Raw genomic sequence first — 23,980 nt, 5'->3', positions numbered from 1 at the left:
GCGGCGGCCGTGGCCTTTTGTTTTGCAGGGTAGTTGGCCGCACAGCGTTCGCACGACTCCATGCCGCAGTCGCGGCTTCCCTGTTTGCTTGTAAGCCGTATTGGAGAGCGCCTATTCGTCCTGCGCCGGATTGTCCGGCAGCACCACCATGGCCTGGGCTGCGAGCTTCCAGGCGATGGCCGAGGCCTCCATATCGCCACGGTGCTCGGCCATCAGCGCCAGGCGCTGCCAGGCGCGGGTACGCAACTGGGGGTCTTGCAGCAGCGGTGCGGCGCGGGTCAGCAACTGCTGGGCCTTGCCCCATAGCTCGCGCTGCACGCAGGCCATGCCGGCCAGGTATTGCAGGCGCGACTCGCGCGGGTTGGCATTGGCTGCGGCTTCCATGCGAGCCAGCCAGGCTCCATCCAGTTTGCCCAGGCATGACTGCAACACTTCCACCAGCTTGGGCAGATGGGTTTCCGTGCGCGGTCCGGGCTGGGTCAGCAGATGCTCCCACACGGGCAGCAGCCAGGCGCGTGCCTGCTGGGCTTCGCCACCCAGCTCGATCAGGCGTTCCGTGGCAGGGATGGCCACTTCGGGCATGGCGCGCTCGTCTTCGTCCAGCGACAGCCAGAACTGCTGCAGCGACGAAGTGTCACGTGCGTCGCGAATGCTGGCCAGCAACAGGCCGCGGACCACGCTGGCCGAGGCCGCGGGAGAGAAGGCGCGGTGCTTGGCCAGCAGACGGGCGGTGTCGAGCGCAGCCTGCGTGTCGCCAGACAGGCGTGCTGCCTTGAGCTTGATGCGCAGGGCAATCGTGCGGCGGCCTGCGCCCAGTGGCAACTCGCCCAGGCGGCGAATCGATTCGGCGGCATCGCGGTCGTCCAGTGCCCAGCGGGCCGCGCGCATCTGGGCGCCTTCGCGAATTTCCATGTCCTGGGTGTTGCCGGGGATGGGCAGTACGTCCAGAGCCTGTTGCCAGTGCTTGTCGCGCAGGGAGGCATCCTGCAGGGCATGGGAGGCATCGGCGGCGATCAGATGGGCCGTTGCGTTCAGGCGTTCGCCATAAGGCAGGCCGGCCTTTGCTTCGCGCAGCGATTGCTCGGTGGACAGGGCGGCCAAAGCCGATTTGCGGGCGCGCAAAAAGCGGCCGGCCTGCAGGTGCGAGAGCGCTTCGAGCAGGCTCTGGTTCATGCCGCGCTCTTTTTGCTGCATGCGCCAGCGGCGTGCCTGATGCGGCATCTGCAGCAGCACTGCCAGGGCACGCAGCGCGGCATAAAGCAGCACAAAAGCCAGAAAGAGCAGAACCAGGGCAAGGTTCAGCGACATGTCCACCCGATAGGGCGACCAGAACCAGGTGACCGAGCTCTGGTTATTGCCGGCAAACAGAGCCATGGCCACGGCCACGGCAAACAGACCCATCAACCACAAGGCGGCGCGCATCTCTGTGTCCTCCTCGATTAGCGGCCGGCGGCCGCTGTGGTCAGAGCGTTCAGCGTGTCTTCAAGCTCCACGCGTCCGCCCGTATGCAGATTGGCCTGAATCTGCTGCAACTGTGCCTGGGCGATCTGGGTGCGCCGCGAGCGTGCGTCAAAGTATTTGTTGAGCAAGGTGCCTGCAGCGCTCAGGTCGGCGCGCGCCGATTCCCACTGGCGCGACAGCAGGGCCAGACGGGCGTTGAGCAGTTGCAGCTTGAGGTTCTCGCGCAGGAAATAGCCTTGCTCGGGGGCCAGCAAGGCCACCTCGGGGTGATCGATGCGGCGCACGCGCACCAGATCGGCCGCGCCATCCTTGAAGGAATCCCAGACCCGCTGACCCTGGCCCTGCCACCAGGCCCATTGAGTGAGGGAGAGGCTGGCGTCCTCGGGAGTGTCATGAGCGGCCGCCGTCTTGCGGGGCTGGGCATCGCGCGCACGCGGGCGACCCACATCGTTGATGAGAGCCAGGTCGTCCACCTGACGGATCAGGTCTTCGATACGGCTGAGCACCCCCGTGGTGTCCGTCACGCTCATGCGCGAGAGCTTGTCCAGATCCAGATCAATGGCGCGCACGACGGGCGCCAGACGCGGCTGGGCCGTGCTTTCCACGCGCTTTCTGGCTGATTTGAGGCTCGCCACCAGCGGCTGCAGGCTGCCCGAGAGTTCAGCCTGTTGCTGGGCCATGCGTACCGAGGATTCGATATCGGCCACGAGGTTTTCATCGCGCGAGCGCGACATGCTCTGCATCAGTTCTTCAAGCTGGTTGCGCTGCAGGCTGATTTCGGCCACACGTGCTTCCATCACGGAGACGCGCGCAGCACTGTCGCGGGCCAGGTCCTGAGCATCCTTGGCCAGGGTACGAGCCTCCACCGACTGCGCGCCGGACTGCGCCGACTGACGCGCCAGCTGCTCCTGCATATTGCCCACGCGCTGCCACAGCATGCCGCAGGCGACCAGGGCTGCGGCAGCCACCACTCCCAGCGTCAGTACCAGAGCCGTGGGGGCACCACGCCCGGTCTGAGCGGGCGCGGAAGGGTCCTGGCTGGGGGAGGAGGCTGAGGGTTGGTTGTCGGAGGTGGGGATGGCATCGGAGCTCATAGAGCCGATTCTATAGACGCAACCACATCGTCCAGACTTGGGCGACTGTGCAAAACCCGACCGAAACCTGCTGAAAGTGCTTTGCTGGCAATGCGTTCATGGGTGGTGAGCGCTAACCCCGAGTGCCATTGCTGCTGAGGCAGCAGCTGTTGCAGGTTGGCAACAGCTTCCGAGCTGCTGAACAGCCACAGGCTGCCGTCGCTGGCGGCTTGCCGGGCCCGATCCAGCTGTTGCGCCGTCAAGCGGGGAAGCTGGCGCTCATACACGGCCAGCAGTTCCACCTCGGCTCCGGCTTCGCGCAGCCGGGCTGCCAGCCAGTCACGGCCTGCGCCTTGTGTGGACGGGATTGGCATGCTGGCATTGCCAACGATGGGGGCGGCCGGGCTGGTGCCGCGCACGATCAGCACGCGGTCGCCGGCTCGAACCTGGCCGTGGACGTTCTGCCAAAGCGCTTCGGACTCGAACTGAGCCGCGTCAGGCGAAGGGCCGTCGATCTGGAGGGAGGCCAGTCCTGCTTCGAGCAGGGCACGCTCTGTGCCCGGACCGGGGGTCCACGCCCTGGTATCGGGCGCTAGCAGCGTTTCAGCATCCAACGCTGGAGTTTGATCCTGGGTAAAAAAATACTGCACCGCATTGCCGCTGACAAACATCACGGCCCGGTAGTGACCGGGTTTCAGCGCCAACTGGCGCGCCCTCAGCAGAGCCTGGTGTGCAGCCGGGTCTGTGCAGGGCCCTATGCCTATCAGCGGCAAGGCCTCGGCCTGCAGGCCGCGGGCGCGAAACGCATCGACCCAGGGTTTCGCATCATGCAAGGGGCGGGTGACCAGAACGCGGCACATGGGCGGTGTGGCTCAGTCCTGCTTGGGCGCCGCAGGCACGGCACCCGCAGCTTGCAGCTGCGCGGCCAGTTGTTCGCCCAGGGCGTTGGCGCTGGCAAAGTCCGTGACTGGGGCGCTGGCCTGCACGCGAACCAGACCCTTGCTGCCTTCCATATCGCCCCAGGCAGCATCCATGTGCAGGGTGTCGCCTTCAAAGCGGCCGTATGCGGCCAGCGGCATGGAGCAGCTGCCGCCCATGCAGCGGCTGACGGCGCGCTCGGCGGTCACGGTCAGCCAGGTGGGCATATGGGCCAGCGGAGCCAGGGCGCCAATGACGTCCTGACGGTCAGCGCGCACCTCGATGCCCAACGCGCCCTGACCGGCAGCGGGCAGCATCTGGGCAGGGTCGAACCTGGCGCGGATGCGATCACTCATCTCCAGGCGCATCAGGCCGGCGGCTGCCAGCACGATGGCGTCGTACTGACCTTCGTCGAGCTTGCGCAGGCGGGTGTTGACATTGCCGCGCAGGGCCTCGATCCTGAGATCGGGGCGCAGAGCCTGCAGCAGGGCCTGGCGACGCAGGCTGGAGGTGCCCACCACGGCACCCTGGGGCAGCTCGTCCAGCGATGCATATCGGTTGGAGACAAAGGCATCGCGCGGGTCTTCGCGTGTCATCACGCAGGCCAGCACAAAGCCCTCGGGCAGCTCCATGGGCACATCCTTCAAGGAGTGAACGGCCAGATCGGCGCGGCCTTCCTCGAGAGCCACCTCAAGCTCCTTGACGAACAGACCCTTGCCGCCCACCTTGGACAGGGCTCGGTCCAGAATCTGGTCGCCCTTGGTCGTCATCCCCAGCAGATCGACGCTGTGGCCGCGGCCGCGCAAGATCGCCTGCACATGCTCGGCCTGCCACATGGCCAGCTGGCTCTCACGTGTGGCAATGACGATGGATGTGGGTGAGGATGCAGAAAATTTCATGACGGCGCGGTCTCGAGCGGGTAACGGGGAATGCTAGCATGGCAAGTTGCCTTACACCGTGCCCAAGGAGAATAGTTCATGCCTTCCGCCCGCCCCAAGAGCGCCGCACATACAGACAAACATGGCGACAAGCCGGTGCGCAAGACCGACAAGGATTTGCCGCTGATCGAGGACATACGGCTGCTGGGGCGCATTCTGGGCGATGTGATTCGCGAGCAGGAAGGCGGGCCGGCCTACGAGCTGGTCGAGCAGGTGCGCCAGCTATCGGTGGCCTTCCGGCGCGATGCCGACGAAGCGGCCGACAAGGCACTCAAGAAGCTGCTCAAGGGGCTGTCCAGCGATCAGACGGTGAGCGTGATTCGCGCCTTCACTTATTTCTCGCACCTTGCCAATCTGGCCGAAGACCGCCACCACATCCGCCGCCGCGCCGTGCACGAGCGCGCAGGCAACACGCAGGAGGGCAGCATCGAGGTGGCACTGGCGCGCCTGCGCTGGGCGGGCATCTCGACTGCCACCGTGGTCGACACGCTGGCCAAGAGTTTCATCTCGCCCGTGCTGACAGCCCATCCCACCGAGGTGCAGCGCCAGAGCATTCTGACGGCCGAGCGCCGCATTGCCCAGTTGCTGGCCGAGCGCGACGACATCCTGATGCGCGCCCAGCTCTACAACAGTGCCAAGGATGCGCTGACCCCACGCGAGCTGACGCGGGTGGAGGCGCAGCTGCGAGCCTGCGTGGCCCAGCTGTGGCAGACGCGGCTGCTGCGTCATTCCAAGCTCACGGTGGCCGACGAGATCGAGAACGCTCTGTCCTATTACGAGGCCACGTTCCTGCAGGAGATCCCCAAGATCTATGAGCAGCTGGAGCAGGAGCTGGGCGAGAAGCTGCCCGAGCAGAGCTTTTTGCGCATGGGCCAATGGATTGGCGGCGACCGCGACGGCAACCCCTTTGTGACGGCCGAGAGTCTGGAGCTGGCCCTGACGCGCCAGGCCGACGTGGCACTACGCCACTATCTGCGCGAGGTGCACTATCTGGGCGGCGAGTTGTCGCTGTCGGCCAATCTGGTCGACATCACGCCCGAGATGCAGGCGCTGGCCGATGCTTCGCCCGACCACAATGTGCACCGCAGCGACGAGCCTTATCGCCGGGCGCTGACGGGCATCTATGCGCGGCTGGCCGCGACGCTCAGGCAACTGACGGGCGGCGAGGCGGCACGCCATGCCGTGGCGCCCCAGAATGCCTATGCATCGGCCGACGCCTTTCTGGCCGATCTGCAGATCATCGACGACTCGCTGTCGCGCTATCACGGCGATGCCCTGGCGCCGCAGCGCCTGCGCCCGCTGATGCGTGCGGTGCGGGTCTTCGGCTTCTATCTGTCCACGGTGGACCTGCGCCAAAGCTCGGACAAGCATGAGGAAGTGGTGCGCGAGCTGCTCTCGGTCGCCAAGGTCGAGCTCGATTACAGCCTTCTCGAAGAAGACGCCAAATGCGCGCTGCTGGTGCGCCTGCTCGAAGACGCACGCCCTCTGCGCGTGATGGGCGGCGACTACGGCGACCACACGCGCAGCGAGCTGGCCATCTTCGAGACCGCCAGACGCCTGCGCGAGCGCCTGGGCGGAGAGGCGATTCGCCACTGCATCATCAGCCACACCGAGACCGTCAGCGATCTGCTCGAAGTGCTGCTGCTGCAAAAGGAAGTGGGCCTGCTGCGCGGCACCCTGCAGGACGGCGCGCAATGCGATCTCATCGTGGTGCCGCTGTTCGAGACCATCGAGGACCTGCGCAATGCCGCGCCCATCATGCGTCGCTATTACCAGTTGCCCGGCATTGCCGAGCTGGTCCGAAAAAGCGGTGGCGAGCAGGACATCATGCTGGGCTACAGCGACAGCAACAAGGACGGCGGCATTTTCACCAGCAACTGGGAGCTGTACCGGGCCGAGATTGCGCTGGTCGATCTGTTTGACGATCTGGCCGATCACTACGGCATCCGGCTGCGCATGTTCCACGGCCGCGGCGGCACCGTGGGGCGTGGCGGCGGCCCCAGCTACCAGGCCATTCTGGCGCAGCCGCCGGGTACGGTGCGCGGTCAGATCCGCCTGACCGAGCAGGGCGAGGTCATCGCCTCCAAATATGCCAACCCCGAGATCGGGCGCCGCAATCTGGAGACCCTGGTGGCCGCCACGCTGGAGGCCACGCTGCTGCAGCCGACCAAGCCGGCGACCAAGGCCTTCCTGGAGGCCGCGGCGTTTCTGTCCGAAACCAGCATGGCGGCCTACCGTGCTCTGGTCTACGAGACTCCGGGCTTTACCAATTACTTTTTCAGCAGCACGCCGATTCGCGAGATCGCCGAACTCAATATCGGCTCGCGCCCCGCATCGCGCAAGGCGACCCAGGCCATCGAGGACCTGCGCGCCATTCCCTGGGGCTTCAGCTGGGGCCAGTGCCGCCTGACGCTGCCGGGCTGGTACGGTTTCGGCTCGGCGATCCAGGCCTTTATCCATCGTCCGGGCAAGGATGCCAAGGCGCAGCTGGCGCTGCTGCAGAAGATGTACCGCCAGTGGCCGTTCTTCCGCACCCTGTTGTCGAATATGGACATGGTGCTGGCCAAGAGCGATTTGAACCTGGCCTCGCGCTACAGCGAGTTGGTGACCGACACGCGCTTGCGCCGCCGCATCTTCGGTGCGATCGAGGCCGAGTGGCAGAGCACGGTGGAAGCGCTCAACCAGATCACGGGCGACAAGCAGCGCCTGGAGCACAACTCCGCGCTGGCGCGCTCCATCCGCCATCGTTTCCCCTACATCGATCCGCTCAACCATCTGCAGGTGGAGCTGGTGCGCCGCTGGCGCGCGGGACAGACCGACGACAGGGTCAAGAACGGCATCCATCTGTCCATCAACGGCATTGCCGCCGGAGTGCGCAACACAGGTTGAGGTCGCTGGTGACTGCTCCTGAATCAGGAGCTTATTGCGCCAATGAATAAAGGGTTTGAAGCAGATTAATGCTTTAAACCCTTTTATGTATGGCGCTAATAGCTATGAAAGTTGAAGAGTCCTCAAACCAGCAGGCTTGCACAGCGAGCCATCCAGCAAGCGCTGTCGCAACTTCGCAGCCATCAAGGCCGGGCACGCTGAAAGCGTCGCAGTAGGTCGCGGGGGATAGCAAGCAACTTTAGGAGCTGCCTGCGTCAACGCATAAAGGGTTTGAGGCAAGTAAATGCTTTAAACCCTTTTATGTATGGCGCTAATAGCTATGAAAGTTGAGCTTTAAAACTGGCGTGCTCCAGGCCAGAGGCAGCGAGCAAGCGCCGCCGCGCAGCGAGGCTGCCGTCCCCCTCCCGAAGAGAGGGGGAAGCGGCGCAGCCGCTCAGGGGGTTAGTGAAGCATCAAGGAGCCGGCCGCCTTGCTCTTGCCGGCGCGAGCGGGAGGATTGCACAGGCCGCACTGGTAGTGGCGCGCATTCTCGTAAGGCTCGGTCACGAACTGGCCCTTGCAGACCGAGCACTGGGTGCGTGTCAGCATCTGTGCATCGACAAACTTCACCAGGCGCCAGGCGCGGGTAAAGGACAGCAGCACCTCGAGTTCGGCTGCCTGAATCTGTTCGGTGTAGAGGCGGTAAGCCTTGGTCAGCTGCTCGGCCGAGTCCAGCTCCACGCCCTTGGACAGGTATTCGTAGATATTGAGGAACAGCGAGCTGTGGATGTTTTCCTGCCAGGTCAGAAACCAGTCCGTGGAAAACGGCAGCTGGCCCTTGGAGGGAGACTTGCCCGAGATTTCCTTGTACAGCCGGATCAGGCGTTCATAAGACAGCGTGGTCTCGGACTCCAGCACCTGCATGCGGGCGCCCATCTCGATGAGCATGGCGGCGCGCTCGATTTGCTTGGATTCGTTCAGAACGCTTTTGGTGGCAGTCTTGGCGGCGGGCATCTGTCTCTCCTTAAAACCAGGTAGTCGCTAGCGGGTGCTCAGAGCACTTCGGAGACACGGCTGGCCATCAGGATGTTGGCGTGCAGCGTATTGGTGGCGGCGTTGCCGATCTTGTTGCTGCTGTGGTTGGTCAGCAGGCTCCAGACCATTTCGTCGTCGGCACGGAAGCTGGCCAGCAAGGTGTTGCGCGATGCCAGCTTGAGCACCTGGGCCGAAGACAGCGAGCCCAGAAGGTCGCAGGACTCTTCGTTCAGACCCAGACGGAACACGGCCTCGGCCTTGTCCTGGCGGATCAGGGTCTGGGCCAGCATCAGATAGGTGAGGTTGGCTTCGCGGATCTCGGCAAGCAGTTGTTCGTTGTTCATGGGTCCAGTCCTTTCAATCTCGACAGACCGTCACGGCACACACAAACAAGACGTTAGAAGTGTTTCGATCTGTTGAAATGAATTGTGTTTCAAGCCTTGATCGAACTGAAGTCGGGGAGCGTCGGTATCGCCGGTCTGGTTTCACAGGCAGGCATGTAGGATTTCCCTTACTGCCTTGCCGTCCTTCGGGATGACTCGGAGTGCTGGGTGGGGGCTGACATTGCGTCAGGCCGGATTCCGCTGGTGCATGTATTGTGAATCTGTCCGGAAGATGACAAACGAGCAAATAAGCGGCTTTTTATTCGGTATCTGATCGCCTATGAAAAAGGCCGCTGGGGTTTCCTGTGATAGCGGTCCGCATCCGGGTTGCCAAGCTGCATTGACAGCGAGCGCGGACATGGGGCGACCATGTCGCCAAGACCCGCAGCATTGCGATGGAGCGGGCCTGATCTGGCGCTGATCACGTCCCGGGTCAGGGAGTGAACTCCGCAAGCGCGGGAGACGAGCATGTCTGTTTGACGCCGGAGCCTCAAGCGGCACCGGCATGCGTGGGTTCAGCCCCGTTCTGCCGGCCGCGAAGGCTGGCTGCACCACTCGCTCCAACTGCCGGCAAACAAGGCTGTGGGCGCAAAGCCGGCAATGCGCATGGCCAGCACATTGGGGGTGGCGCTGACGCCGCTGCCGCACTGGTGCACCACGCTGGAGGGATCGCGTCCGGCCAGCAACTCGTCAAACTCGGCCTTGAGCAGGGCTGCGGGCTTGAAGCGTCCATCGGCGGCGATATTGCTGCTGAACGGGCGGTTCAGCGCGCCCGGGATATGGCCTGCAACGGGGTCCAGAGGCTCGACCTCGCCGCGGTAGCGGGCCGGGGCCCGGGCATCGATGAGGGTCTGGGTGGCCTGACCCAGATCAGCCTCGACCTTATCTACGGTCTTGAGCGTCTCCAGCGGCTGTCCCAGCTCAAAGTTGGACTGGAAATGGCGGGGCTCTTCCCCGCTGCCCACCGCCTGGCCGGCCGCCTGCCAGGCCTGCAGCCCGCCATCGAGCACCGCCACGGCATCGTGGCCGGCCCAGCGCAGCATCCACCACAGGCGGCCGCAGTAATTGGCAGCGTTGCGGTCATAGACCACGGCCTGCATATCGTTGGCAAAGCCGATGGACGACAGCCAGGCGGAAAAGCGCTCGCGCGTGGGCAGGGGGTGGCGGCCACCGGAGGCCGACTGCACGCTGGTGGCAACCTGGCCGTCTTCGCCGGGCGCTCCGTGCGGTGCGCTGAGGTTTTTGTCCAGATCAGCGAACAGGGCACCATCGATATGGACCCGCAGATATTGCTCGTGGCCGGCGGGCGGATTCATGAGGTCAAAGCTGCAGTCAAACACCATCAAGGGCTTGCCGCTGGCTTTGAGTCTGGCCAGCTCTTCGACGGAAATCAAGGTGTTGTAGTGCTCGGGCGTCGAGTGGTTCATGGCTTGCTGCTCCAAAGATTGAACGGCTGCAGACGGCATGGCGTGCAGTCTTGCGGCATACAAACCATTATGCGATCGGGCCGTAGCGCCGGAGCCCTGCCGGCTTCATTGTTTGGATATGGCAAGCCGCGCAGATCCGGCGTGGACTGCGCGGCAGGCTGGGGCTGCTGACGTGCATGGCGAAGGCGCCAGGCACCGCTGGCATGGCTAGCCCCTGGAGCGCAAGGCGGTGGCGGCGGCGCCGCTGGCGACGATGAGCACGATGCCTCCCCAGCCGATCAGGGGAATGCTCTCGCCGAACAGCACCAGGCTGAGCAGGGCGGCAAACACAATGCCCGAGTACTGCAGATTGGCGGCGACCAGGGTGTTGCTCTTGCTGCCGGCCGAGGCATAGGCCTTGGTCATGCAGACCTGGGCCACGGCGGCCAGCACGCCCACGGGCAGCAGCCACAGAGCGCTCCAGCCGGGGAAGGGAGAGATGCCGGTGAACAGCATGGTGATGCCGCCGGCAATGGCCGAGCCCACCGAGAAATAGAACACCACGCGGGTCTCAGGCTCGCCCAGGCGCGAAAGGGTGGTCACCTGCATATAGGCCATGGCCGCAAACATGCCGCCAAACAGGCCGCCGAGCGCAGCCACCCATTCGCTGGCCGGGGCGCTGGTCGGACGCAATACCAGCAGCACGCCGACAAAGCCTGCTACCACCGTGGACACGAGGCCCCAGGGGAAGGGCGGAATGGCGCGGCGGGTTTCGGGTTCCGCCGCATAGGACTTGCGCAGGGTGTGGCGCATCCACAGGCCCTGGGCGATGAGAAACACCGCCATCCAGATGCTGCTCATGGAGTTGAGCGTGGTGGCCGTGGCCAGCGGCAGATGGCCGATGGCGTAGAACCAGGCGCCCATGGAGATCACGCCGACGAAGCTGCGCCAGGCATGCTCGCGCGAGTACTGGGTGGTCAGCGTCACGCCGCTGCGCCTGGCCAGCCAGACCAGCAGCGCCATGCTGACCAGGCCGCGGTAGAACACGATCTCCGCCGCATTGAAGTCCTGGGAGGCAAACTTCACACACACACTCATGACCGCAAAAATCAAGGCGGCCAACACCATCCACAGGGCTTGCATATCTCACTCAATTCAGCATAAAAAATAGCTGCTGTGCTTATGGGGTAAGCGATAGCAGCTATCAGTCTTGAGGCTTACCTCATTCAGCGTTGGGGGACGCTGTCGCCCATGATGCGGCGATACCACTCATGGAAATGCTGCATGCCGTCTTCCATGGGGCTCTGATAGGGGCCGACCTCGTTGTCGCCGCGTTCATAAAGCGCCCTGCGGCCGCCGTCCATGCGCTCGGCGATCTCGTCGTCCTCGATGCAGGTTTCCATGTAGGCGGCCTTCTGGGCCTGCACGAACTCGGGCTCGAAGGCCGCGATTTCCTCGGGGTAGAAGAACTCGACCACGTTCAGCGTCCGGTCCACGGCCAGCGGGTGCAGGGTCGAGACGGTCAGCACATGCGGATACCACTCCACCATGATGTGGGGGTAGTAGGTCAGCCAGATGGCGCCGCGATCGGGCAGCTCGCCGTTGCGGTAGGCCAGCAGCACCTCGTGCCACTTCTTGTAGATGTCCGAGCCCGGGTTGCCGAAGCTCGGGGCCACGCCCACGGTCTGCACCGAGTACTCGCTGGCGAATTCCCACTTCAGATCGTCGCAGGTGACGAAGTTGCCCAGACCGGGGTGGAAGGGGCCGACGTGATAGTCCTCCAGATAGACCTCGATAAAGGTCTTCCAGTTGTAGTTGCACTCGTGCATCTCGACATGGTCGAGCACAAAGCCGTCGAACCGGAGCTGCTCGCGCAGCTTCATGCCGGCCAGGTCGGCCTCGATGTCGCGGCCGTTGTCCTCGAACAGCAGTCCGTTCCACTCACGCAGCGGGTAGTTGTTGAGGTTCAGGCAGGGATCGTGGCTGAAATGGGGCGCGCCCAGCAGTTCGCCGCTGGTGCTGTAGGTCCAGCGGTGCAGCGGGCAGACGATGTTGCCGCCAGCATGACCCTTGCCCTCGGACAGCAGATTGCCGCGTCCCTTGAGCATCACGGCCTGGCGGTGGCGGCAGACGTTGGAGATCAGCTCGATCTCGCCTTTGGCATTGCGTACCAGCGCCCGCCCCTCTTTTTCCTGAGGCAGGGCGTAGTAGTCGCCTATCTCGGGAACGGCCAGCTGATGGCCCACGTAGCGCGGGCCGCGCTTGAAAATCGTTTCCAACTCGCGCTGGAACAGCGCTTCGTCGAAATAACTTGAAACTGGTAGTTGGCTTGCGGCCTGCTGCAGTTGAAGACTTAAATCAGTCATGGATGACCTGACCTAAAGACTCCCCACAGGGAGGGTGCACGTGCGCACACGGTAAAAAACGAAACCGGCCTTGTCTGGACACGGGCCTCAGGCAATGGACGGTGGCGCATGGCCTGCCGACTCGTTTGCCCGACCAGGATGACCAGGCACGGGGCCGGCTTGACGGGAATGGGATTATAGGCTGTGGGGTTATTTCCGTTTTTCTGGTACGTGTATTGACGTTGTTTCGACGCTGTCGCGAAGGATCCTGTCAGCAAGCTGCCAGCCGTCCGCAAACCGTGGCAGGTCGTCAAAAAGGCCGGCGCGGACGGCATCGACCTGGCCGGAAGTCACAGCCAAGACATCTCCCGCCTGCCGGCTTTGCGGGCATTGCACGCCAATGGTGCAGGGACGCCTAAAATCGTCGTTTTCGTCCAACATAGCCCACACCATCCATGCCCAAGGCCGCTGCCGCCAAAAAATCCGAACAGCCTGTCAGCTATGAAGCTGCTTTGCAGGAGCTGGAACAACTGATTGCGCAGATCGAATCGGGTCAGCTGCCGCTGGAGCAGATGCTCAGCGGCTACCAGCGTGCGGCCGAGCTGCTGGGCTTTTGCCGCAGCCAGCTCGAAGCCGTACAGGAGCAGGTCAAGGTACTGGACGAAGGCAAGCTGTCTGCCTGGACCCAGGACTGATCCCGGCGTCCGCGCTTTTTGCCTTGAAGATGCAGCTCATGAATGAATCAATGATTGCCGAACCATCGACGCCTTTGAACGAGGGCAAGCCTGCCCTGGATTTTTCCGTCTGGATACAGGAGAGACTGGCGCGCACCGAAGATGCGCTGTCGCGCTGGGTGGGCATCAATGCACCTGCGGGCCTGGGCGAGGCCATGCGCTATGCCGTGCTCGATGGTGGCAAGCGCTTGCGACCGCTGCTGGTCTGGGCGGCCGCCGAGGCGGTGGGCGGTCTGGCTGCGGCCACGCTGCGCGCAGGTTGTGCCGTGGAACTGATTCACGCTTATTCCCTGGTGCACGACGACATGCCCTGCATGGACAATGACACCATGCGCCGTGGCAAGCCCACCGTGCATGTGCAGTTTGGCGAAGCCTCGGCCTTGCTGGCCGGCGATGCCCTGCAGGCTCTGGCGTTCGAGCTGTTGCTGCCTGAAGACGACGGAATTCCCTGCTCCATGCAGGCCAAGCTGTGTCGCCTGCTTGGTGCGGCTGCGGGCAGCCAGGGCATGGCCGGCGGCCAGGCCATCGACCTGGCCAGCGTGGGCAAGCAACTGAGCGAGGTGCAGCTGCGCGAAATGCACCGCCTCAAGACCGGAGCGCTGCTGCTGGGCAGCGTGCTCATGGGGGCGGCATGCAATGCACAGACCGATGCCAGGGCACTGGCCGCGCTGACCGACTATGGTCAGGCTCTGGGCGTGGCCTTCCAGGTGGTGGACGACATTCTGGATGTGGTGGCCGACTCCGCAACGCTGGGCAAGACGGCGGGCAAGGATGCGGCCAATGACAAGCCCACTTTTGTGTCGCTGCTGGGGCTGGAGGCTGCGAGAGCCCATGCCGAGCAGTTGCGCTTGCAGGCTCACGCCGCCTTGACGCGAAGCGGCTTGGCCGACACCCAGGCCTTGGCCGCACTGGCCGATATGGTTGTGCAGCGCACCCACTGAAATTTAATAGAGAAGCCCTGTAATCCAGTATTGGTAAGCACCAGCAGCTATTAAAAATATAGAACATGTCCACGAATACTTCTTCCCTGCTGCACAGCATCAACGATCCCGCAGACATGCGCGGCCTCTCGCGTGCCCAGCTCAAGACCCTGGCCGCGGAACTGCGCAATTATGTGATCGACAGCGTCTCCATGACCGGCGGGCACCTCAGCTCCAACCTGGGGACGGTGGAGTTGACCGTGGCGCTGCACTCGGTGTTCAACACGCCCTATGACCGCATCGTCTGGGATGTGGGCCACCAGACTTATCCGCACAAGATATTGACCGGTCGTCGCGATCGCATGGGCACGCTGCGCCAGTTCGGCGGCCTGTCCGGCTTTCCCCAGCGGGCCGAGAGCGAATACGACACCTTTGGCACGGCGCACTCGTCCACCAGCATTTCTGCGGCGCTGGGCATGGCTCTGGCCGCCAAGCAAAAAGGTGAAGACCGGCGGGCCATTGCCGTGATTGGTGACGGCGCGATGACGGCCGGCATGGCTTTCGAGGCGCTGAACAACGGCGGCGTGCATGACGCCAACCTGCTGGTCATCCTCAATGACAACGACATGAGCATCAGCCCGCCCGTGGGCGCGCTCAATCGCTATCTGGCCCAGCTGATGAGCGGCCAGTTCTACGCCAAGGCCCGCGATGTGGGCAAGAGCGTCCTGAAGCAGGTGCCGCCGTTGCTGGAGCTGGCCAAGCGTCTGGAGCAGCAAGCCAAGGGCATGGTCGTGCCTGCCACCATGTTCGAGCAGTTCGGCTTCAACTACATCGGTCCCATCGATGGCCATGACCTCGACTCGCTGATTCCCACGCTGGAGAACATCAAGGGGCTCAAGGGCCCGCAGTTCCTGCATGTGGTCACCAAGAAGGGCCAGGGCTACAAGCTGGCCGAAGCCGACCCCGTGGCCTATCACGGTCCCGGGAAATTCGATCCGGCGGTCGGTCTGGTCAAGCCGGCCACGCCTGCCAAGCAGACCTTCACCCAGGTGTTTGGTCACTGGCTCTGCGATATGGCGGCCAAGGACCAGCGTCTGGTCGGCATCACACCCGCCATGCGCGAGGGCTCGGGCATGGTGGAGTTTCATAAGCGCTTTCCCGGCCGCTACTACGACGTGGGCATCGCCGAGCAGCATGCAGTCACTTTCGCCGGTGGTATGGCCTGCGAAGGCGTCAAGCCCGTGGTGGCCATCTATTCCACTTTCTTGCAGCGTGCCTACGACCAACTGATCCACGACGTTGCACTGCAGAACCTGCCCGTGGTGTTTGCGCTGGATCGCGCCGGTCTGGTGGGCGCCGACGGTGCCACGCACGCCGGCGCTTACGACATCGCCTTTGTGCGCTGCATTCCCAATATGAGCATGGCCTGCCCGGCGGACGAACGCGAAACGCGCCAGTTGCTGACCACAGCCTATGAGCAGGATCACCCTGTCTGCGTGCGCTACCCGCGCGGCGCCGGTGTGGGCGTGACTCCGCTGGAAAGCCTGGAAGGCCTGCCCTTTGGCAAGGGCGAGATGCGCCGTGAATCAGCCTCCAAAAAGGTGGCGATTCTGGCCTTTGGCAGCTTGCTGTACCCTGCCTTGCAGGCCGCCGAAGCCTTGGATGCCAGCGTTGCCAATATGCGCTGGGCCAAGCCTCTCGATGAAGCGCTGTTGCTCCAGATTGCTGCAGACCATGAGCTCATCGTCACGCTGGAAGAAGGCTGCGTCATGGGCGGCGCTGGCAGTGCCGTCATGGAATGCCTGGCCGCCAACGGTCTGAGCAAGAGCATGCTGCAGCTGGGTCTGCCCGACGAGTTCATCGAGCATGGCGACCCCGCCAAGCTGCTTGCGCTGCAGGGGCTGGATGCGGCAGGCATCGAGGCCTCCATCCGAAAGCGTCTGGCTGCAGGCTGACGCGATATGGACATGGTTTGCGCAAGTCCAATGGATTGATACCGGGCCCTTCCATGAAGGGCCTTTTTCTTTGCTTGTCGTCAAGAAAACTGACGGCAACCGCGAATCGCCACACGGCCGGCGTCTGCGTTTCTAGAATGCCTGTGGCTGCGGGCCTGTGATCAGGCTGTTGCAGCCGGCTTTGCAATGGACAACTACTAGCGGAGAAATATTCATGGATCGTCGCTCACTCGTCAAACATGTGGGCATGGCCGGTGTGCTGGCAGCGGGCGTGGCTCCTGCGGTGCGCAGCCAGGAAGTGCTGCGCTGGCGCCTGGTGACGAGTTTCCCCAAGGTCCTCGACGCCATCTCTGGCGGGGCCGAGAAATTTGCCCAGTCGCTGCGTCTCATGTCGGGCGGCCAGATCGAGGTCAGCGTGCACTCTGCTGGTGAGCTGATGCCTGCCTTTGGCGTGATGGAGGGGGTGCAGAACGGCGTGGTCGAAATGGCTTTGACCGCTCCCTACTATTTCACCGACAAGGACTACTGCTTTGCACTGGGGTGCGCCGTGCCCTTTGGTCTGACGGCGCGGCAGATGGATGCCTGGATGGAGTGGGGCGGTGGGCGCAAGCTCATGGATGATTTCTACGCCCAGTACAACATCAAGAGCCTGAGCGCCGGCAACACCGGCACGCAGATGGGGGGCTGGTATCGCAAGGAAATCAGGACCGTGCAGGATCTGCACGGGCTGCGCATGCGCGCCGGCGGCGGCTTGCTCGGCGATGCGCTGCAAAAACTCGGTGTGCAGGCCGTCAACATGCCCATCGGTGACGCACAGCAGGCGCTGGAAAAAGGTCGTCTCGATGCGGTGGAGTTTGTCGGGCCCTACGACGACCAGAAGCTGGGCTTCGGCAAGATCGCGCCCTATTACTACTATCCGGGCTGGTGGGAGGGCGGTGCCGAGCTGGCCTATTTCATCAATGCCAAGGCCTTTGCGGCCCTGACGCCCGAGCTGCGCGCCATGGTGGAGGCCGCAGCGGCGCTGGCCGCCAAGGATCTGACTGCCAAGTACCTGGCGTACAACCCCGCAGCGCTCAAGAAGCTGCTCAGCGAACGCGTGCAACTGCGAGCCTTTCCACGCGAGCTCATGGATGCGGGGTTCAAGGCCGTGATGGCCACCATGGCCGAGCATGAGGGCAAGTCGGCTCAGTTCAAGAAAATTCACAGAAGCATGCGCGGATTTCAGCACGACCAGTTGCTCTGGGATCGTTTCTCCGAGTTCCGCTATGCCAGCTATATGAGTGCGGTACGTCTGTAGTGATTGATTGCTTTCAATTGGGCGTCAGACTTGAGACGCATCACTAGGTAGAACTTCTTAAGCGAACGGTCACTTTTTAGCGCTTGCGAAACGGTTGGCTCGTGTACATTTTGTGCCTGTTGCATAAAACAAGCTGGCATAGATCAGTGGTCTGTATCAGCTCAATTCGTTCCTCAAGGAGACTAAAGTGGATCGTCGTTCCATTCTGAAAAATGCCGGTATCGCCGGCGTGCTGGCCGCGGGTGCAGCACCTGCTGTTCACGCCCAGGCCGCTGTGCGCTGGCGCCTGGCCTCCAGCTTCCCCAAGTCGCTGGACACCATCTTCGGCAGTGCTGAAAAGCTGTCGCAACTGGTCAAGGCCATGTCGGGCGGCAAGTTCGAGATTTCGGTGCACCCCGCTGGCGAGCTGATGCCCGCTTTCGGCGTGGTGGATGCGCTGCAGGGCGATACCATTGACATGGCACAGACCGCTGCCTACTACTTCACCGGCAAGGATCCCATCTTCGCCTTCAGCTGCGCCGTGCCCTTCGGCCTGACCGCACTGCAGATGAACGGCTGGAAGGATCATGGCAACGGCCGCAAGCTCCTTGACGCCTTCTTTGCCAAGTACAACTTCAAGACCGCATCGGCCGGCAACACCACGACCCAGATGGGCGGCTGGTATCGCAAGGAAATCAAGACCGTGGAAGACCTCAAGGGTCTGAAGATGCGTCTGGGCGGCGGTGTGTTCGGCGAAGCCATGGCCAAGCTGGGCGTGGTGGCGCAGAACATGCCCGCAGGCGATGTTTACCAGGCTCTGGAAAAGGGTACGCTGGACGCCGTGGAGTTCGTCGGTCCCTACGACGATGAAAAGCTGGGCTTCAACAAGGTTGCGCCTTACTACTACTACCCCGGCTGGTGGGAAGGCTCTGCCGAGCTGGAGTTCTTCATCAACATCAAGAAGTACAACGCACTGTCGCCCGAGAACAAGGCGATCCTGGACGCTGCCACCCGCGTGGCTGCTGCCGATATGACCAGCAAGTACCAGGTGCTCAATCCTCAGGCCATCAAGCGCCTGGTGGCCAACAAGACCCAGCTCAAGATGTTCCCCAAGCCTTTGATGGATGCCGGCTTCAAGGCCTCCATGGAAGTGTTTGCCGAGCACGAAGCCAAGTCGCCCGAATTCAAGAAGATCCACCAGGACATGCGTGCCTTCCAGCGCGACCAGATTCTGTGGAACCGCTTCTCCGAGTATCCCTTCAATCAGTACATGGCGACTGCCAAGATCTGATTCCGATCAGACTCAAGACTGCCGGCGCCATGCGCTGGCTGCAAAAAAAACCGCAGCGTGCTGCGGTTTTTTTTCATGCGTCCGAAATCATGCGATCCCGATCCGAGCGGCTCCTGCATCGGACAGCGCAAACAGCAAATCCTCCAGGGCTTCGACGGGTGCAGAGCCAAGATCTATGGTCGCTTTCACTCCTCCTGCCAGGACTTGCGGGTCCGACAGGAAGTGAACGACTTGCTGCAGCCCCGCTTCATCCGGCTCGTTTTCATCATCTCCATCAAACCAATCGTTGAACCAGTCTATGAGCGCTTTGGAGGCCTTCTCTTCTGCCAGACCTTGCACTTCCAGTGACAGCCAGTCCCAGACAAAGGGTTGCAACTGCACGGCGGTATCGCCCAGGTGGAAATGAATCGGTTCGAACCTGAGCCGTGTCTGTGAATCCACCTGCACCGCTTCGGTGGTGTCTTCGGATACGCGGATGACATCGGCCCGGCAGGGCAGTTCCCATATTCCTTCGGTCGCCAGCATTCCATCGCTGTTGCGATAGGCCGGCTCCACATGGGAGTCCTGGGCACGGGCTGTCTGAGACAGCAGGTCTGCATAGGGTTGACGGACGGCAGTCAGCAGTTCGGTGATGGTCATGGTGGTTTCCTGAAGGCTAGTGAATCTATCACCCATCAATCTTCAAGCCATGAAAAAGCCCCGGCTCTGGCGAGTCGGGGCTGTGCCTGAAGGGCTGCGGATTTACTTGGCTGCAGGCGCTGCGTTCAGCGAATCCTGCAAGGCCTTGGCCGGATCATCCGAGCCATAGCCACCCGCATCGGGTGCGGCCGGGGCAGGCTGGCTGCCCTCGGCAGGGGGCGCGGGCACTGCAGAGCCTTCTTCACCGCCTTCAGGCGCTCCGAAGGGGTTGTCTGCGCCATAGCCACCGCCGGCATCGTTGAGCTGGTTGAGCATCTCGTCGCCCACCTTGTTCATGTCTACGACCACGGGTTTGTCGAGCGCGCCGGTCACGATGCCGGGGAAGGCGATGAGCACACCCACCATCACCAGCTGAATCAGCACAAAAGGCACGGCACCCTTGTAGATCTGCATGGTGGTGACGGGCTCGATGACCTTGTGCGTGACCTTGTCGACGTATTGCTTGTCGGGAGCGACCGAGCGCAGGAAGAACAGTGCAAAGCCGAAGGGCGGATGCATGAACGAGGTCTGCATGTTCACGGCCAGCAGCACGCCGAACCAGATCAGGTCGATGCCCATCTTCTCGGCCACGGGGCCCAGCAGCGGCACCACGATGAACGAGAGTTCAAAGTAGTCCAGGAAGAAGGCCAAGAAGAAGATCATGATGTTGACCACGATCAGGAAGCCCACTTGGCCGCCGGGCAGGCTGGTCAGCAGATGCTCCACCCACTTGGGGCCGTCTGCAGCCTGGAAGACCAGGCTGAAGGTGGTGGCGCCGATCATGATGAACATCACAAAGCTGGCCAGCTTGGTGGTCGAGGCCAGGGCCTGCTTGAGCAGGTCCATGTTCAGGCGACGGCGGGCAAAACCCATGATCAGTGCCGCCATGGCGCCCATGGCACCGCCTTCGGTAGGTGTTGCAATGCCCAGGAAGATGGTGCCGAGCACCAGGAAGATCAGCAGCAGCGGAGGGATCAGCACAAAGGTCACGCGCTCGGCCAGCTTGGACAGCAGACCCAGCTTGAGGACCCGATTGAGCGAGGCGATCACGAAGGCGATGAAGGTGCCGCCGCACATGGCGGTGACGATCTTCTCGTCGGTGGCGACTTCGGTGATTTCCTTGCCCTGCCACCAGGTGTGCAGGTCGGCCATGTGATTGGCCAGGAAGATGGCCACGATGGTCGAGATGCCCATGACCACGGCCAGCGAGGTATAGCCGGAGTTGCCGTTGGACTCGCGGTAGATGCGCGCTTCGGGCGGCAGTGCAGGCACGGTATGGGGCTTGAAGATGGCCAGGAATGCCACCCAGACCACGTACAGGCCCATGAGCATGAAGCCGGGGATGAAGGCGCCCTTGTACATATCGCCCACGCTCTTGCCCAGCTGGTCGGCCATCAGAATCAGCACCAGCGAGGGCGGGATGATCTGGGCCAGCGTGCCCGAGGCCGCAATCACGCCCGATGCGAGGCGGCGGTCATAGCCGTAGCGCAACATGATGGGCAGGGAGATCAGGCCCATGGAGATCACCGACGCAGCAACCACGCCAGTGGTGGCAGCCAGCAGCGCGCCCACAAAGATCACGGCCAGCGCCAGACCGCCGCGGATGGGGCCGAACACCTGACCGACTGTGTCGAGCAGGTCCTCTGCCATGCCTGAGCGTTCGAGAATCAGGCCCATCAAGGTGAAGAAAGGCACGGCCAGCAAGGTGTCGTTGGCCATGATGCCGATCAGGCGCTGAGGCAGCCAGGCCATCACGGAGGAGGGAAAGACCCCGAGTTCGATGCCCAGAAAGCCGAAGGCCAGGCCCGCAGCGCCCAGGCTGAAGGCCACGGGAAAGCCCAGCAGCAAAAAGCAGATCAGCCCCGCAAACATGATGGGGGCGTAGTTGGTAGCGATGAATTCCATTGATTGTCTCCCGCTACCGTTAGGCCTTGGCCTGGGCGGCCAGCGCCTCAGCCTGCTTGCGATCGGCTTCGGCACGCAGGGCCTCGGCCAATTCTTCTTCGGCGCTCTTGTCGCTGAGCTTGCCCATGGGGTCGGGGCCGTCACCGGTCAGGAAGGCAATGCGCTTGATCAGCTCGGAGATGCCCTGCAGCAGCAGCAAGGTGATGCCTACAGGAATTGCCGTCCATACGGGCCAGCGAATCAGCCCGCCGGGGTTGCCCGACATTTCGCCGGACTGGTACATCTGAATCACCACCGGCATGCTCAGCCACAGAATGGTCAGGCATAGCGGGGTGAGAAAGAAGGCAAAGCCGATGATGTCGATCCAGACCTGGGCCTTTTTGGACAGACGGCTGTTGATCACGTCGATGCGCACATGTTCGCGATGCAGCAGGGTGTAGCCCGCAGCAATCAGAAATGACCATGCGAACAGATACCACTGGACTTCCAGAAAGGCATTGGAGCTGGTGTCAAAGGCCTTGCGAACAATGGCGTTGGCGGCGCTGATGAAGGTGGCGGCAAATATCAGCCAGATGGAATATTTGCCGACAAAGGCGTTGAGCCTGTCGATAGCCCTGGACAGGGCGAGTAAAGCCTGCATGGTGTCTCCAAAAAGTAGGCTGTGTATGCGTCGCGCTGTTGGGGCTGGTAAGCCTCAGGGCGATCTGAGTTTTTGAACCGAACTGGAGATTCTACGGACGCAGGTATGGTGTTTTTTACAAATACGCACGCAAATGTGGCGCCCGAGCGTCAGTTGTGCTTGCTATGTGTACGATAGCTGGAAGTGCATGACTGGTGCAGCTTAGATGATTGTTTTATTGAGGTATTTTGGGTTTGTCATGGGCTTGCTTGCTAGTGTGCGCCTGCTGTCGTGGAGGGTGTTTGCGTACTGGAACTAGGGCAAATCCGTAGAGAGCCAAATTGCATCGGATCCGGTTCAAGACCTCTTATTTGCTGGCCAGCCGGCGATAGAGCGTGGCCCGGCTCAATCCCAGGTTGCGGGCGGCCACGGTTACATTCCCGTGAGCCTCCTGCATGGCCTGCTGAATCAGCAGCAACTCGCTGGTGCGCAGCGGCGTGGTCATGGCACTGGCAGATGTTCCCCGGCAGGCTGTGCCGGAACCCGGCATGACTGGGGCGCGCAGCAAGGGACCGGCCTGCGCCAGTGCCAGCAGGCGCAGACCGGACCACAGCGGCAGTTGCAGTGGCGCCTCGGGCCGTTGGCGCGCATGTTCGATCAGATGACTCCAGGGCAGGGCCAGCAGCTCATGGCTCTGAATGAGCGAGTCCTCCCCTGGGGCTTGCAGAGGACGCGGCACCAGTTGTCTGGCCACGGTATTGCTGCCCAGCAATCGGCCTTCGGCATCAAACACCATCAGGCCTTCGCCTTCCTGGCCCAGAGGTCCGCCGGGCCAGTTCACGCGTAGCAGCAGGGTATGAGGCAGGGCCCGCAGCAATCGATCTTCGATGGCGCGTGCGCAGCGCAGTGCCAGCAGCAGCAGTTCGGGACGCTCGGGTACATCAATGCCCGTGATGTCCAGCATGCCCAGGCATTCGCCCTGAGGGCCGAATACCGGAGCGCCTGCGCAGCTGTAGTCGCGCAGGTCGTCAAAAAAATGCTCTTGTCTGTGCAGCCATACCGGGCTGAGTTCGGCCAGTGTCGCGCCTATGGCTGAGGTGCCCACGCCGCGCTCGGACAGATCCACGCCGACACGGCCTACGGCCAGCGCGCGCAGATCGCTGTGGTCGACGGGGCCTTGCACTTCAAGTGCCAGTCCCTGGGCATCGGTCAGCAGGCAGAAGTAGCGCATGGCGCCCACGGCCGCGACCAGTTGCGTCATGACCGGGCGTGCGGCCTGCAGCAGCAGCTGGTGCTGGTCCTGGGCGTGGCGCAGCGCGTGAGGTCCGACGGCCTCGAACTCCACTTTTTGTGCGGGATGACGGCCCTGCGCCACGCAGCGCTGCCACGAGCGCCACAGCCAGGGAGCCAGGCCAGATGGTGCCAGCGCATGGGATGAGTCCATCGCCAGCAACTGCTGCCTGGCTAGTACAAGCAGTGAATCGCGTGCACCTGGATGGGCTGCGGCTTGCGCGGAAATGGCGGGGCTGGCAGGCGGCATGCGGACTCCGGACAGTGTTTCATTTTGAGAATATCTGTGCGTGTTTCGCCTGGCTTGGGGGTCAACCCTAGCGCCTTGTACCGCGGTAACTGCCCACCATAGAGAGTGCGGTTGTGCTTTGTTACCCAATTCTTCGGATAAAGGCAGGAGGCATCACGATGAATGTTCAGTTCATGGTCAATGGCCGCGCGGCCAGCATTGACGTCCCCCCCAATACCTTGCTGGTGCAGGCGCTGCGTGAACAGCTGCGCCTGACGGGCACCCATGTGGGCTGCGATACCAGCCAGTGCGGAGCCTGCACGGTGCTGGTCAATGGCAAGGCCATCAAGTCCTGCACCATGCTGGCCGTGCAGGCCCAGGGTGCGGAGGTGCAGACCATAGAGGGCATGGCCGCTGCCGATGGAACCATGCATCCCATGCAGGCGGCGTTCAAGCAGTGCCATGGCCTGCAGTGCGGCTTCTGCACGCCCGGCATGGTGATGAGTGCGGTGGATCTGTGCCGCCAAAAGCCTCAGGCCACCGATGCCGAGATCCGCGAACTGCTCGAAGGCAATATCTGCCGTTGCACGGGCTACCAGAACATCGTCGCCGCCGTCAAAGCGGGTCGCGACGGCATGAGCGCCACCTGAGCAGCG

At 62.8% G+C, this 23,980-nt stretch carries 21 protein-coding genes; 7 read left to right on the top strand and 14 right to left on the bottom strand.

Features of this window, described 5'->3' with window-relative positions:
* Positions 1-111: 111 nt before the first annotated feature.
* The 4 genes from CTR2_RS20480 to hemC are packed head-to-tail and all read right to left on the bottom strand — an operon-like array spanning position 112 to position 4,351.
* Positions 112-1,422: a heme biosynthesis protein HemY gene (locus tag CTR2_RS20480; RefSeq protein WP_087081450.1), complete on the bottom strand. Its 1,311-nt coding sequence runs from the start codon at positions 1,420-1,422 to the stop codon at positions 112-114.
* 17 nt (positions 1,423-1,439) lie between these two features.
* Positions 1,440-2,555 (bottom strand): uroporphyrinogen-III C-methyltransferase, encoded by a 1,116-nt coding sequence (locus tag CTR2_RS20475; protein WP_087081452.1) that lies wholly within the window; start codon positions 2,553-2,555, stop codon positions 1,440-1,442.
* Positions 2,552-3,394 (bottom strand): uroporphyrinogen-III synthase, encoded by an 843-nt coding sequence (locus CTR2_RS20470; protein WP_087081454.1) that lies wholly within the window; start codon positions 3,392-3,394, stop codon positions 2,552-2,554. The genes CTR2_RS20475 and CTR2_RS20470 overlap by 4 nt, the downstream gene beginning before the upstream one ends.
* Before the next feature lie 12 nt (positions 3,395-3,406).
* Positions 3,407-4,351, bottom strand: a complete 945-nt coding sequence (gene hemC, locus CTR2_RS20465) for a hydroxymethylbilane synthase (protein WP_087081456.1) — start codon at positions 4,349-4,351, stop codon at positions 3,407-3,409.
* A gap of 78 nt (positions 4,352-4,429) precedes the next feature.
* Here hemC and ppc point away from each other — a divergent pair, with 78 nt between their 5' ends.
* Positions 4,430-7,279 carry a phosphoenolpyruvate carboxylase gene (ppc, locus tag CTR2_RS20460; protein ID WP_087081458.1) on the top strand — a complete coding sequence of 950 codons (2,850 nt, stop codon included), beginning with the start codon at positions 4,430-4,432 and terminating at the stop codon, positions 7,277-7,279.
* Positions 7,280-7,720: 441 nt separating this feature from the next.
* Here the strand turns inward: ppc and flhC are convergent, their stop codons facing one another.
* From flhC to CTR2_RS20430, 6 genes are all read right to left on the bottom strand, one after another.
* Positions 7,721-8,272 carry a flagellar transcriptional regulator FlhC gene (flhC, locus tag CTR2_RS20455; RefSeq protein WP_003052834.1) on the bottom strand — a complete coding sequence of 184 codons (552 nt, stop codon included), beginning with the start codon at positions 8,270-8,272 and terminating at the stop codon, positions 7,721-7,723.
* Positions 8,273-8,310: 38 nt separating this feature from the next.
* Positions 8,311-8,637: a flagellar transcriptional regulator FlhD gene (flhD, locus tag CTR2_RS20450; RefSeq protein ID WP_003069145.1), complete on the bottom strand. Its 327-nt coding sequence runs from the start codon at positions 8,635-8,637 to the stop codon at positions 8,311-8,313.
* A 554-nt stretch (positions 8,638-9,191) separates the two neighbouring features.
* The gene (locus CTR2_RS20445) at positions 9,192-10,103 is read right to left on the bottom strand and encodes a sulfurtransferase (protein WP_087084488.1); all 912 of its coding nucleotides are present in this window, start codon (positions 10,101-10,103) and stop codon (positions 9,192-9,194) included.
* Positions 10,104-10,310: 207 nt separating this feature from the next.
* On the bottom strand, positions 10,311-11,225 hold the full coding sequence (locus CTR2_RS20440) for a DMT family transporter (protein ID WP_087081460.1): 915 nt from the start codon (positions 11,223-11,225) through the stop codon (positions 10,311-10,313).
* 83 nt (positions 11,226-11,308) lie between these two features.
* Positions 11,309-12,448: an aromatic ring-hydroxylating oxygenase subunit alpha gene (locus tag CTR2_RS20435; protein WP_087081462.1), complete on the bottom strand. Its 1,140-nt coding sequence runs from the start codon at positions 12,446-12,448 to the stop codon at positions 11,309-11,311.
* Positions 12,449-12,637: 189 nt separating this feature from the next.
* Positions 12,638-12,868: a hypothetical protein gene (locus tag CTR2_RS20430; protein ID WP_176391607.1), complete on the bottom strand. Its 231-nt coding sequence runs from the start codon at positions 12,866-12,868 to the stop codon at positions 12,638-12,640.
* Positions 12,869-12,882: 14 nt separating this feature from the next.
* Between CTR2_RS20430 and xseB the strand changes: the two genes are divergently transcribed.
* From xseB to CTR2_RS20405, 5 genes are all read left to right on the top strand, one after another.
* Positions 12,883-13,122, top strand: coding sequence for an exodeoxyribonuclease VII small subunit (gene xseB, locus CTR2_RS20425; protein ID WP_003069159.1), 240 nt, complete (start codon positions 12,883-12,885; stop codon positions 13,120-13,122).
* A gap of 38 nt (positions 13,123-13,160) precedes the next feature.
* Positions 13,161-14,102 (top strand): polyprenyl synthetase family protein, encoded by a 942-nt coding sequence (locus CTR2_RS20420; RefSeq protein ID WP_087084489.1) that lies wholly within the window; start codon positions 13,161-13,163, stop codon positions 14,100-14,102.
* A 65-nt stretch (positions 14,103-14,167) separates the two neighbouring features.
* Positions 14,168-16,036 (top strand): 1-deoxy-D-xylulose-5-phosphate synthase, encoded by a 1,869-nt coding sequence (dxs, locus tag CTR2_RS20415; protein WP_087081466.1) that lies wholly within the window; start codon positions 14,168-14,170, stop codon positions 16,034-16,036.
* A gap of 214 nt (positions 16,037-16,250) precedes the next feature.
* On the top strand, positions 16,251-17,333 hold the full coding sequence (locus CTR2_RS20410; RefSeq protein ID WP_087081468.1) for a type 2 periplasmic-binding domain-containing protein: 1,083 nt from the start codon (positions 16,251-16,253) through the stop codon (positions 17,331-17,333).
* A 187-nt stretch (positions 17,334-17,520) separates the two neighbouring features.
* Positions 17,521-18,603, top strand: a complete 1,083-nt coding sequence (locus CTR2_RS20405; protein WP_003069176.1) for a TRAP transporter substrate-binding protein — start codon at positions 17,521-17,523, stop codon at positions 18,601-18,603.
* An 87-nt stretch (positions 18,604-18,690) separates the two neighbouring features.
* Here CTR2_RS20405 and CTR2_RS20400 read toward each other — a convergent pair whose 3' ends face one another.
* The 4 genes from CTR2_RS20400 to CTR2_RS20385 form a co-directional block, all read right to left on the bottom strand.
* Complete coding sequence (locus CTR2_RS20400; RefSeq protein ID WP_087081470.1) at positions 18,691-19,242, bottom strand: hypothetical protein; 552 nt, start codon at positions 19,240-19,242, stop codon at positions 18,691-18,693.
* Positions 19,243-19,344: 102 nt separating this feature from the next.
* Positions 19,345-21,186, bottom strand: coding sequence for a TRAP transporter large permease (locus tag CTR2_RS20395; RefSeq protein WP_087081472.1), 1,842 nt, complete (start codon positions 21,184-21,186; stop codon positions 19,345-19,347).
* Positions 21,187-21,205: 19 nt separating this feature from the next.
* Complete coding sequence (locus tag CTR2_RS20390; protein ID WP_003069181.1) at positions 21,206-21,826, bottom strand: TRAP transporter small permease subunit; 621 nt, start codon at positions 21,824-21,826, stop codon at positions 21,206-21,208.
* Positions 21,827-22,172: 346 nt separating this feature from the next.
* Entirely contained in the window at positions 22,173-23,345 is a 1,173-nt protein-coding gene (locus CTR2_RS20385) for a helix-turn-helix domain-containing protein (protein ID WP_087081474.1), read from the bottom strand.
* 158 nt (positions 23,346-23,503) lie between these two features.
* Here CTR2_RS20385 and CTR2_RS20380 point away from each other — a divergent pair, with 158 nt between their 5' ends.
* Positions 23,504-23,974, top strand: coding sequence for a (2Fe-2S)-binding protein (locus CTR2_RS20380; protein WP_087081476.1), 471 nt, complete (start codon positions 23,504-23,506; stop codon positions 23,972-23,974).
* Positions 23,975-23,980: the final 6 nt, after the last annotated feature.

The sequence above is a fragment of the Comamonas thiooxydans genome (assembly GCF_002157685.2).
GTDB classification, from domain to species: Bacteria; Pseudomonadota; Gammaproteobacteria; order Burkholderiales; family Burkholderiaceae_C; genus Comamonas; species Comamonas testosteroni_H.
Note: the sequence above shows the minus strand (reverse complement) of the source record. Positions and strands in the feature narration are given on the sequence as shown.